This is a genomic window from Paraclostridium sp. MRS3W1 (assembly GCF_032465715.1).
GTDB classification, from domain to species: Bacteria; Bacillota; Clostridia; order Peptostreptococcales; family Peptostreptococcaceae; genus Paraclostridium; species Paraclostridium dentum.
In genome coordinates this window covers 1-10,953 of the sequence record NZ_JAWDJM010000019.1, presented here as the reverse complement: position 1 = coordinate 10,953, position 10,953 = coordinate 1, and the positions used below count along the sequence as shown (strand labels likewise).

The following is a 10,953-nucleotide window of genomic DNA, read 5'->3' as shown; positions in this document are numbered from 1 at the left end:
ATCTAATTTAGATTAAATTTAATAAAATGGGAATTATACAAATATAAGAAAATAATATAGAAAGGAGTAACTAGGTTAGCTAGTTATATATAAATTTATGAAAGAATCATATTGGATATTAAGTTCTAAAGGTGAATGTTATGAAAAGCTAAAAGAAGATTTAGAAGTAGATACTATTATAGTTGGTGGTGGTATAGTAGGTGTGACAACTGCTTACTTACTATCAAAAAAGGGAATAGAAACTGCAATTGTGGATGCTCATAAAATAGGATATGGAAGTTCCGGAAGAAATACAGGTAAAGTAACTTCGCAGCATGGAATTGTATATTCAAAAATAAGAAATAAATATGGATTAGACAGTGCTAAACTATATCATGAAGGAAATGAAAGTGCTATAGATTTAATAGAGGAAATTGTAAAGAGTAATAATATTGATTGCAACTTTGAAAGATTATCTTCCTTTATATACTCAGATAATGAAAACTATATAGAAGAGCTTGAGGAAGAATATCAAACTTGTAAAAAGTTAGGAATTGATTGTAAATACCATGATAGTTTGGATATACCATTTGATGTAAAAGGAGCGATAGAATTTTTTAACCAAGCTCAATTCAATCCTAAAAAATACTTAGATGCACTAACTAAGGAATGTTTAAAGTTAGGCGTTAAAGTGTATGAAGAAACTCCTATAGTAGATCATGAACAAGAAAATATATATAATTTAAAGACTAAAGATGGAAAAACAATAAAAGCATTAAATGTTATATTAGCTTCTCATGTTCCTTGGTATGATGGATTAAATCTTTATTTTGCTAAAGAAAAAGGTGAAAGATCCTACTTATTAGCTGGAGAGTATGAAAGAGATATACCAAAAGGAATGTATTTAAGTGTTGAAGACAGTGGATTTACATTTAAACCTTATTGTGGAGATGGTCAAAATCTAATTATTTTAGGTGGAGGAGATCATAAAGTTGGACAATGTAAAAATGAAGGTGAAGTATACGAAGAGTTAATACATGAATTAGGTGAAAAATTTAAAGTTAAGCAATTTAAATGTAAGTGGTCAGCACAAGATTATATAAGCTTTGATAATATACCATATATAGGGTATGTAAATAAAAAAGAAGAAAATTTTTATGTCGCAACAGGGTTTTGCAAATGGGGAATGACAAACGGTACATTAGCATCTATGATAATTAGAGATTTAATATGTTATAGAGAGTCAAAGTTTGAAGATATATTTAATCCCTCTAGAACGGGTAGCGTATTTACAACTGAATTTATAACTCAAAATATTAATGTGGCTTGGAAATATGTAAGTGGAAAGCTAAAAATAGGTGATAACAATTTAATATTAGAAAAAGGCGAAAGTAAAATAGTGAATGTAGATGGTAAAAGATGTGGTGCATACAAAGACTATGATGGAAAGCTATATATAGTAGATATAACTTGTACACATTTAGGATGCGAGTTAACTTTTAACTCAGCAGAAAAAACATGGGATTGTCCATGTCATGCATCTAGATTTGATTACAAAGGAAATGTAATAGAGGGTCCTGCTTTAAGAAATTTAAATAGATATGATGAAGAAAAAAATGATATAGATCCTAAAATATTGTAAATAAAAAACCTATCATATAAATCTTTTTTTATAGATTTAATGGTAGGTTTTTTGTATTTAATGAAAGAATTAATTTAAAACAAATTAAATATATATATTAAAGAAATAAATTTAGAGGGAGGAAACTTAGGTAAATAGAATCATAGTATAAATGTAGCTACAAATTAAAAGTTAGTTTGATTTAAATAATTTTATAAGGTGGGGGAATAAGTATGAAACCTTTAATAGGTATATTGGCAAATTTAGCGACTATAGATAGCGGAGCGTTTACTGGAATAGAGAGAGTTCACTTGCCAAATTCGTATATACATGCAGTTGAAAAAGCTGGTGGGGTTCCAGTTGTAATTCCTGTAAATGGAGACAAAGAAAATATAAAAATACAAATTGAAGCTATGGATGGAATTATAATTTCAGGTGGAGATGATGTAAATCCTACATTATACAAAGAGGAACCAGTTAGAGAGTTAGGTTATATTTATCCAGATATAGATGAATTTGATATAGAGGCTATAAATGTAGCATTAGAAAAAGATAAGCCTATACTTGGAATTTGTAGAGGGTTACAAATACTAAATGTAGCACTAGGAGGAAGCTTATATCAAGATTTAAAATATATAAGAAGTAGTCATATAAAACATAATCAACAAACAAAGCCATATTTAGGAACTCACTATATAGATATAAAAGAAGAGTCTATATTAAAAGAGATTATTAATGAAAAAGTTTTAGTAAATAGCTACCATCATCAAAGTGTAAAAACATTAGGAAATAACTTAAAGGTAATAGCATATTCAAATGATGGTGTAATAGAAGCTGTTCAAAAAATAGGTAAAAAATTTGTTCTTGGGGTTCAATGGCATCCAGAATTAATGGTAGATCATAGTGAACATATGCTAAATATATTTAAAAGATTTATAAAAGAGTGTAAAGAAGATTAAAGTTAAAATAAAAAGGAAAAACCGATAGAAATAAATCATTATCTATCGGTTTTTCCTTTTGTGATGTATTCAAATTAAGTGAATTATATCATAATTGCTAAGCGTTTGCAATATAAATTAAGATACTAATTAGTTCACTAAAGAAATATTAATATCATAGTATAAATTATAGATGATAGTAACATGGATATTAGTGCTTAAATTTTCTAAATTATTGCGATTAATGCTATGTTTATCTACAATATATTGATATTTAAAATAATATATACTAGAATTACGTATATATTATTTAGATGATGAAATTTTTAAGAAGAAAGAGGCGTATGGATATGAAAAAAGTAAACGTTGCTATAGTTGGAGCGACAGGTATGGTAGGAAGAACGTTCTTAAAAGTATTAGAAGAAAGAAACTTTCCAATAGATAATTTATACCTATTTTCTTCAGCTAGATCAGCAGGATCTAAAGTAGAATTTGCAGGAAAAGAATATACAGTAGAAGAACTAAATGAAAATTCATTTGATAGAGATATACAAATAGCACTTTTCTCAGCAGGAGGAAGTATAAGTGAAAAATATGCACCAATAGCAGCATCAAAAGGTGTAGTAGTTGTAGATAACTCAAGTGCATGGAGAATGGATGAAAATGTTCCTTTAGTGGTACCTGAGGTTAATCCAGAAGCTGTTAAAGAACATAAAGGAATAATTGCAAATCCAAATTGTTCTACTATTCAAGCAATGGTTCCATTAAAACCTCTTCATGATAAATATAAAATAAAAAGAATAGTATACTCAACATATCAAGCTGTTTCAGGATCAGGAGTAAAGGGTACTAAAGATTTAGAAGATGGAATAAATGGTGTTCCTAATCAATTTTATCCACACCCTATAGCTTATAACTGTTTACCTCATATAGATGTATTTATGGAAAATGGATACACAAAAGAAGAGATGAAAATGATTAATGAAACTATGAAGATTTTAAATGACTATAACTTAAAAATTACTGCAACTACAGTAAGAGTTCCAGTAGTAAACGGACATAGTGAGTCAGTTAACGTTGAGTTTGAAAATGATTTTGAAATAGATGAATTAAAGGGTGTATTAGCTGGTTTTGAAGGCTTAGAATTAGTTGATGATATAGATAACAATGTATATCCAACTGCATTTGAATTAAGTGGAAGAGACGAAGTATTTGTAGGAAGAATAAGAAGAGACTTCAGTGTAGACAGCGGAATAAATATGTGGGTAGTAGCTGACAATATAAGAAAAGGTGCTGCGACTAATGCTGTTCAAATAGCTGAACTTCTTTTAAAATATGATTTAGTATAAAATTGGGAGGTATAAATTATGTTATTTAAGGGATCTGGAGTTGCGTTAGTTACTCCTTTTAATGAAACTGGTGTAGATTTCAATAAACTTGGAGAATTAATAGAATACCATATAGAAAATAAAACGGATGCATTAATAGTTTGTGGGACTACTGGAGAATCTACAACTATGTCAGATGAAGAGCAATTTGCAGTTATAGATTTTACTGTTAAAAAAGTAAATAAAAGAATACCAGTTATAGCTGGAACAGGTTCTAATAATACTATGCATTCAGTTTACTTAAGTAAAGAAGCTGAAAAATTAGGAGTAGATGGATTATTAGTAATAACTCCTTATTATAATAAAACAAATCAAAGAGGATTAAAGCTTCATTTTGAAACAATAGCAGCTAGCACTAAGCTACCAATAATTTTATATAATGTTCCAGGAAGAACTGGGGTTAACATAAAACCTAGTGTCATAGCAGAACTTGCTGAAATTAAAAATATAGTAGCTGTTAAAGAAGCTAGCGGTGATTTAGCGCAAGTAGCAGAAATAGCTAGATTAGTTCCAGAAGGATTTGCAATATACTCAGGAAATGATGATTCAATATTACCTCTATTATCTCTTGGTGGAGTAGGAGTTATATCAGTAGTTGCTAATATATGTCCTAAAGAAACTCATGATTTAGTAGAAAAATTCTTAAATGGTGATGTTGAAGGTTCAAGAAAATTACAATTGGGTATGAAATCATTAATAGATAAACTATTTATCGAAGTAAATCCAATACCTGTAAAAACTGCTATGAATTTATTAGGTTTTGAGGTTGGAGATTTAAGACTTCCTTTAGCTCCAATGGAAGAAAGTAATTTAAAAACATTAAGAGACGAACTTGTAAACTATGGGTTTGAGTTATAGGAGGAAAGACATGATAAAGGTTATAGTAAATGGCGCTCTTGGTAAGATGGGAAAAGTACTTACTAGATGCGTAAATGAAGACAAAGATTTAGAGTTAGTTTGCGGATGCTCAATGCCAACAGGTGAGACAACTGATTACAAACTATACACTAAAATGAGTGATATACAAGAAAGTGCTGATGTTATAATAGATTTTTCACATTTCTCTGCACTTGATGATGTTTTAGGGTATGCGCTTAAAACAAAAACACCTTTAGTAATTGCTACAACAGGATTTACTAAAGAACAATTAGAAAAAATAAAAGAAGCTTCAAAAGTAATACCAATATTCCATTCTTCTAATATGTCTTTAGGAGTAAATGTAATGTTAAAGCTTGTAAAAGAAGCTGCAAAAGCATTACAAGGATTTGATATAGAAATAATAGAAAAGCATCATAATAAGAAAGTAGATGCTCCAAGTGGAACTGCTATAATGGTAGCAAATGCTATGAAAGAAGTTTTACCTGATTCTATATATAACTATGGAAGACATGGTAGAGATGCCAAAAGAAATGAAAATGAAATTGGTATACATGCTATAAGAGGTGGAACAATAGTTGGAGAACACGAAGCTATATTTGCAGGATTAGATGAAGAGGTTATGATATCTCATAGAGCTCAATCTAAAGATATATTTGCAAATGGAGCAATAACAGCAGCTAAATATTTAGCAAATAAAGAAGCTGGATATTATAATATGGATGACATGTTAAAGTAATTAGGAGGGTACAGATGATAAACTTAAATGACGCATATGAAATAGCAAGGTATATAAAAACAGTAGAAAAAAAGACACCAGTGAAGGTTTATGTTAATGGAGAGTTAGATGCTAAGTCAACTGAAGACTACAAAGTATTCGGAAGCAATGGATCATACACTATAATAGGAAATTATGATTCTATAAAATCAGTTTTAGATGCTCAAAAGGATAAATTAGTTGATATACACATGGAATATGACAGAAGAAACTCTGCTATACCAATGTATAACTACTTACATGAACATGCAAGAATAGAGCCAGGTGCTCATATAAGAGATATGGTTACTATAGGTAAAAATGCAGTAGTAATGATGGGTGCAGTTATAAACATAGGAGCTGTAGTTGGAGAAGGTTCTATGGTAGATATGAATGCAGTAATAGGAGCTAGAGGTACACTTGGTAAAAATGTACACCTTGGAGCTGGAGCAGTAGTAGCAGGTGTTTTAGAACCACCTTCAGCAGATCCTGTTATAATAGAAGATGATGCAATGATCGGTGCAAACGCAGTTATCCTTGAAGGAGTAAGAATAGGAGAAGGTGCAGTAGTAGCTGCTGGATCTGTAGTTACACAAAATGTTCCTGCCGGAGCAGTAGTAGCTGGTTCTCCTGCTAAAGTAATAAAAATGAAAGATGAGAAAACTGCTGATAAAACAAAATTAATGGATGATTTAAGAAATCTAGATTAATAAAAAGATAAAAAAGCTGATATTAATATCAGCTTTTTTTTATTTATAAAAATTATATGATAGTAGAAAATTTAAATATCTGAAAATATATGAAAAAAATTGAAAAATGTAGTTTAATTAGTTTTTTATAGGTTAATATATTTTTATATTTAAATGTTAAAAATAGTATATAACTATGGTGCTAATAAATGTTTAAAAATTATGCGGAAAGGATGGTTTAGTCTATGAGTATAGAGTTTAATCAAGAGGGATTGTCGACTAAAGAAGTCATAGATAGAATTGAACGTGGGGAAAGAAATGTTCCGATAAAGCCATTAACTAGAAGTTATAATAAAATATTTAAAGATAATATATGTACATTATTTAATCTTATAAATATTATAATTGCTACTTTAATCATATATACTGGAAGTTATAAAAATCTATTGTTCTTAGGCGTTTTAATCTCGAATGTATCTATTGGTATATTCCAAGAAGTAAGAGCTAAAAAAAGCATAGATAAGCTATCTTTATTAAATCAATCAAAAATAACAGTTATAAGAGATAATCAAAAGAGTAAAATCAATCAACATGATTTAGTAAAAGATGATTTGATGGTAATAAATAGAGGTTCTCAAATTTGTGCAGATGGAGTAGTTGTTAAGACTGATGGTATAGAGGTAGATGAATCTCAACTAACTGGAGAATCTGATCCAATTTTAAAAACAGTAGATTCTAAAGTTATGTCAGGAAGCTATGTTATAAGTGGGATGGCATATGTAAAAGTTGTAAATGTTGGAGAAGAAAGCTATGCATCTAAAATTGCAATGGAAGCAAAAAAGGAAAAAGATATAAATAGTCAATTAATAAAAACTCTTAAACAAATTATAAAAGGACTTGCTTTTTTTATAGTGCCAATTGGAATAGCACTATTTTTATCAAAGTCAACTTCAGGTATAAATACAAATGAGGTTATATTAGGTGTTTCAGCAGCTATGATTGGAATGATACCAGAAGGTCTAATATTAATAACTTCTATTGCATTAGCAGTTGAGGTTATTAATTTGAGCAAGAAAAAAGTTCTCGTAAAAACTATGGGATCTATTGAAAACTTAGCTCGTGTAGATTTATTATGTTTAGATAAAACAGGTACTATAACTGATGGAAATATAAAGTTAGTAGATATAATCACATGTGAAGATTTTGAAATAGACAAACTGAAAGAAGGAATTTCAACTTTAGTAGAAAATTTAGAAGAAAACGCAACGAGTAAAGCCTTAAAGGTAGAACTTCCAAGTCCGAAATCTTGGAAACCCATTAATAGGGTGCAATTTTCATCAGCTAGAAAGTGGAGTGGAGTTACTTTTGAAAAAGAAGGTAGTTATATAATGGGAGCTCCTGAATTTGTTTTTGAAAAAATATCACCAAGTATTCAAAGTATAATAGATGAATCTACTAATAAAGGAGAGCGAGTTTTAGTTTTTGCACATTCAAATGACTCTATAGTTGATAATGAACTTCCAAAAGATAGAAAATTAATAGGTATTTCTATTATGGAAGATACAATAAGACCAGAGGCTGCAAATACATTGAATTATTTTAAAAAACAAGGAGTAGCTATCAAAATTATATCAGGAGATAATCCAAAAACTGTTTCACAAATTGCAAAACGAGCTGGTGTTGATAATTCTGATAAATACATAGATATGAGTAGTATTTCAGATAATGATGACTTAAAAAATTATACAAGTAAATATGAAATTTTCGGGAGAGTTAGCCCTGAACAGAAAAAGGAGCTTGTAAAAATATTTAAAGATGAAGGACATACTGTTGGAATGACAGGTGATGGCGTGAATGATATTTTAGCTCTTAAAGAATCTGATTGTAGTATCGTAATGGCAGAAGGTAGTGATGCAGCAAAGGGAGTTTCTGATTTTGTGCTTTTAGATTCTAATTTTGATTCCATGATAGGTGTTGTCATGGGAGGTCGAAGAGTAGTAAATAATATACAGCAAGTGGCATCTCAGTATTTAATGAAAACAGTATATTCAATTATATTAGCTATAATTTTTATATTTATGAAGGGATCTTATCCATTTCATCCTATACAGTTGATGCCGATAACTTCACTTGGAGTTGGAATTCCATCATTTTTCTTAGCATTTAGACCGAACTATTCACAAATAAAAGAAAATCTATTATTAAATATTTCTATACCAGCATTAACATCTGGAATTTGTGCAGTTTTTTATATAATGATAATCTCAATAGTTGGTAATATGTTAAACTTTAATGAAGCAGTTATATCAACTTTATGTGTATTACTAACAGGATCGGTTTGCTTTACATCTTTATGGCATATATCTAAACCAATTGATAAAAAAGTAGGATTTATGATAATTACATTAGTTACTATATTTGTTTTAACTATTATACTTTTTAGGAACATATTCTCATTTGTAAATATTATTAACTTAAAAATGATGATACTATATATACCGTTAATTTTATCAGTTATACCTATATATAAGTTTATTAGAAAAATGGTAACTTATATTGTAATGAAATATGTTAAATATAAAAGCAAAATGAAGCAAAACAAAAAAAGCTGACACCCGTGTGTCAGCCTTTTTTATTGGCAAGATTCACCTCTATTTCAAGGCAGCTATCTTTATATATATACACTATAATTAGGTTTCTAAACATTTTTTTGGAATTTATAGAAAAATTACTTAGCACCTTTATTGTTAATTAATAAGAAGAATGTTTCAGCTTTTTTAGTCGTCATAAATTCTTTAGAGTCTTTATACTTATCAACATTTTCAGAAGATAAGCCAACTACATCTATTTGATCAGTTTCATATAAATTTATAGCTGCATTAGTATCTTTAACAACTTTTAAATTGACTGTATCTAATTTTACAGCATTTTTGTCCCAATAATTTTGATTTTTACTTAAAACACATAAATCATCCATTTTCCAAGTTGACATAGTAAAAGGTCCGTTATATACAGAGTTTTCAGCTGTAGTACCATTTTTACCATCTTGAGATTCTACAAACTTTTGGTTTTGAGGGAAGAATACACAGAAAGACATAAGTTGGTCAAAATAGTTAACACGTCTATTTAACTTAACCTCTAAAGTATAATCATCTACTACTTTTACTCCAACATTATCTGCATTTTCAGATTTACCGTTATTGTAATCACTAGCACCTTCTATATCATACATAACGTATCCATATTGTGATGCAGTTTCAGGTTGTAAAGTTCTTTTCCAAGAGTATTCAAAGTCACGAGCTGTAACGGGGTCACCATTTGACCATTTAGCATCTTTTCTAATTTTAAACGTCCATGTCTTACCATCCTCTGATTGTTCCCAGCTTTCTGCCATAGCAGGAGTTGCAACTCCGCTTGCATCTACTCTTGTTAGACCTTCCATAGTATTTGTTATCATATAAAATGAGTCCATATCTGATGCTTTACTAACATCAAGTGTAGGAATATCTCCAGCCAAAGTTAAATTCAATTGTTTAGACTCTTTATCTACATCAGCCCACTTATATGAAGCTGGAGAACCATAAGTATATCTAACTATATCTTTTACATAACTTTTTTGAAGGAATGATGATCCTTGTTGATAAAGTGGAGATGCATTAGCAGAGTCTAAAAATAGTTTTTCAGCTTCTCCAAATTTTTTAAAACTTTCTTCAGGAGTTTCAGCTACTTTCGCCTCTTCAATTAATTTATCATAATCAGGGTTAGAATAAGCTAATCTTTGTCCATACATACCTTGTGTTGTAAAAATTTCTAAAAATGTTAGAGGATCTGGATAATCAGCAGACCAACCGTTTAAATCTATATGATAATCTCCTTTAGATGCTAAATCTAGTTTTTGCTTTAAAGGTTGCTGCTTAATTTCTAAATTTAGGCCTTCTAAATTAGAATTAAGTTCTGATTGTATAAATTCAGCTGTTTTTCTTCCAGACTCACCTTCATAAGATAGTAATTCAAGTGTAACAGTATCAAACCCTAACTCGTCTTTAGCTTTAGCCCAAGCTTTTTTAGCTTCTTCATCATTTGATTGATATCCCATATCTCCTACTATATCCCTATAATCTTTTCCATCTTTAGTAAATGCTAACTCCTTAGGTGTAATAAATGAAACTGGTTCAGAACCATTGTTTAATAGCACATCGGTAATTTCAGATCTGTCTATTGACATGACTATGGCCTTTCGAGCATTTTCATTTGCAAGCACTGCATAAGGGTCTATAGATTTTGAAGAACCTGAATTACCTTGATTTGAATCTGTACTAGAACAACCGACTAAAGACAATACCCCAACTGACGAGAGTGCAAATATTAAAGCTAATTTTTTTCTTAGTACCATAAAAATACCCCCTAAAAACATATTAATTATAATAAAAAATTTAAGATAAACAAAAGAAGTTATTTATGAGTCGTGAATTTGAAAAGTAGATCAAGATTAGATTAATTTAAAATTAGTTAAAATTTTTAAGTAATATTAATATTAGATTCAAAAATAATCAAATATTAATTTGAAAAATTTATGTGAAAAGTAAAATATATTATGAGTATAGCAGTATTTAATAATATTATAAAGCAATTAAATAGAATTTTTGAAAAATATTGAAAAATATAAAAATTCACTTAAATTATTTCATGTTAATGAAAATTATAC

General features: G+C 29.2%; 8 protein-coding genes. 7 read left to right on the top strand and 1 reads right to left on the bottom strand.

Features of this window, described 5'->3' with window-relative positions; genetic code table 11:
• Positions 1–97: 97 nt before the first annotated feature.
• The 7 genes from RWY47_RS01375 to RWY47_RS01345 all read left to right on the top strand — a co-directional run bounded on the left by RWY47_RS01375 (position 98) and on the right by RWY47_RS01345 (position 8,860).
• The gene (locus RWY47_RS01375) at positions 98–1,621 is read left to right on the top strand and encodes an FAD-dependent oxidoreductase (RefSeq protein WP_168931940.1); all 1,524 of its coding nucleotides are present in this window, start codon (positions 98–100) and stop codon (positions 1,619–1,621) included.
• A gap of 212 nt (positions 1,622–1,833) precedes the next feature.
• The gene (locus RWY47_RS01370) at positions 1,834–2,559 is read left to right on the top strand and encodes a gamma-glutamyl-gamma-aminobutyrate hydrolase family protein (protein WP_168931938.1); all 726 of its coding nucleotides are present in this window, start codon (positions 1,834–1,836) and stop codon (positions 2,557–2,559) included.
• 329 nt (positions 2,560–2,888) lie between these two features.
• Positions 2,889–3,887 (top strand): aspartate-semialdehyde dehydrogenase, encoded by a 999-nt coding sequence (locus tag RWY47_RS01365; protein WP_025162731.1) that lies wholly within the window; start codon positions 2,889–2,891, stop codon positions 3,885–3,887.
• 18 nt (positions 3,888–3,905) lie between these two features.
• Complete coding sequence (gene dapA, locus RWY47_RS01360; RefSeq protein WP_021430862.1) at positions 3,906–4,784, top strand: 4-hydroxy-tetrahydrodipicolinate synthase; 879 nt, start codon at positions 3,906–3,908, stop codon at positions 4,782–4,784.
• 10 nt (positions 4,785–4,794) lie between these two features.
• On the top strand, positions 4,795–5,541 hold the full coding sequence (dapB, locus tag RWY47_RS01355) for a 4-hydroxy-tetrahydrodipicolinate reductase (RefSeq protein WP_150842295.1): 747 nt from the start codon (positions 4,795–4,797) through the stop codon (positions 5,539–5,541).
• 14 nt (positions 5,542–5,555) lie between these two features.
• Positions 5,556–6,269, top strand: a complete 714-nt coding sequence (gene dapD / locus RWY47_RS01350) for a 2,3,4,5-tetrahydropyridine-2,6-dicarboxylate N-acetyltransferase (protein ID WP_021430864.1) — start codon at positions 5,556–5,558, stop codon at positions 6,267–6,269.
• Positions 6,270–6,493: 224 nt separating this feature from the next.
• Positions 6,494–8,860, top strand: a complete 2,367-nt coding sequence (locus RWY47_RS01345; RefSeq protein ID WP_168931935.1) for an HAD-IC family P-type ATPase — start codon at positions 6,494–6,496, stop codon at positions 8,858–8,860.
• 116 nt (positions 8,861–8,976) lie between these two features.
• Here the strand turns inward: RWY47_RS01345 and RWY47_RS01340 are convergent, their stop codons facing one another.
• Positions 8,977–10,641 carry an ABC transporter substrate-binding protein gene (locus RWY47_RS01340; RefSeq protein WP_167402794.1) on the bottom strand — a complete coding sequence of 555 codons (1,665 nt, stop codon included), beginning with the start codon at positions 10,639–10,641 and terminating at the stop codon, positions 8,977–8,979.
• Positions 10,642–10,953: the final 312 nt, after the last annotated feature.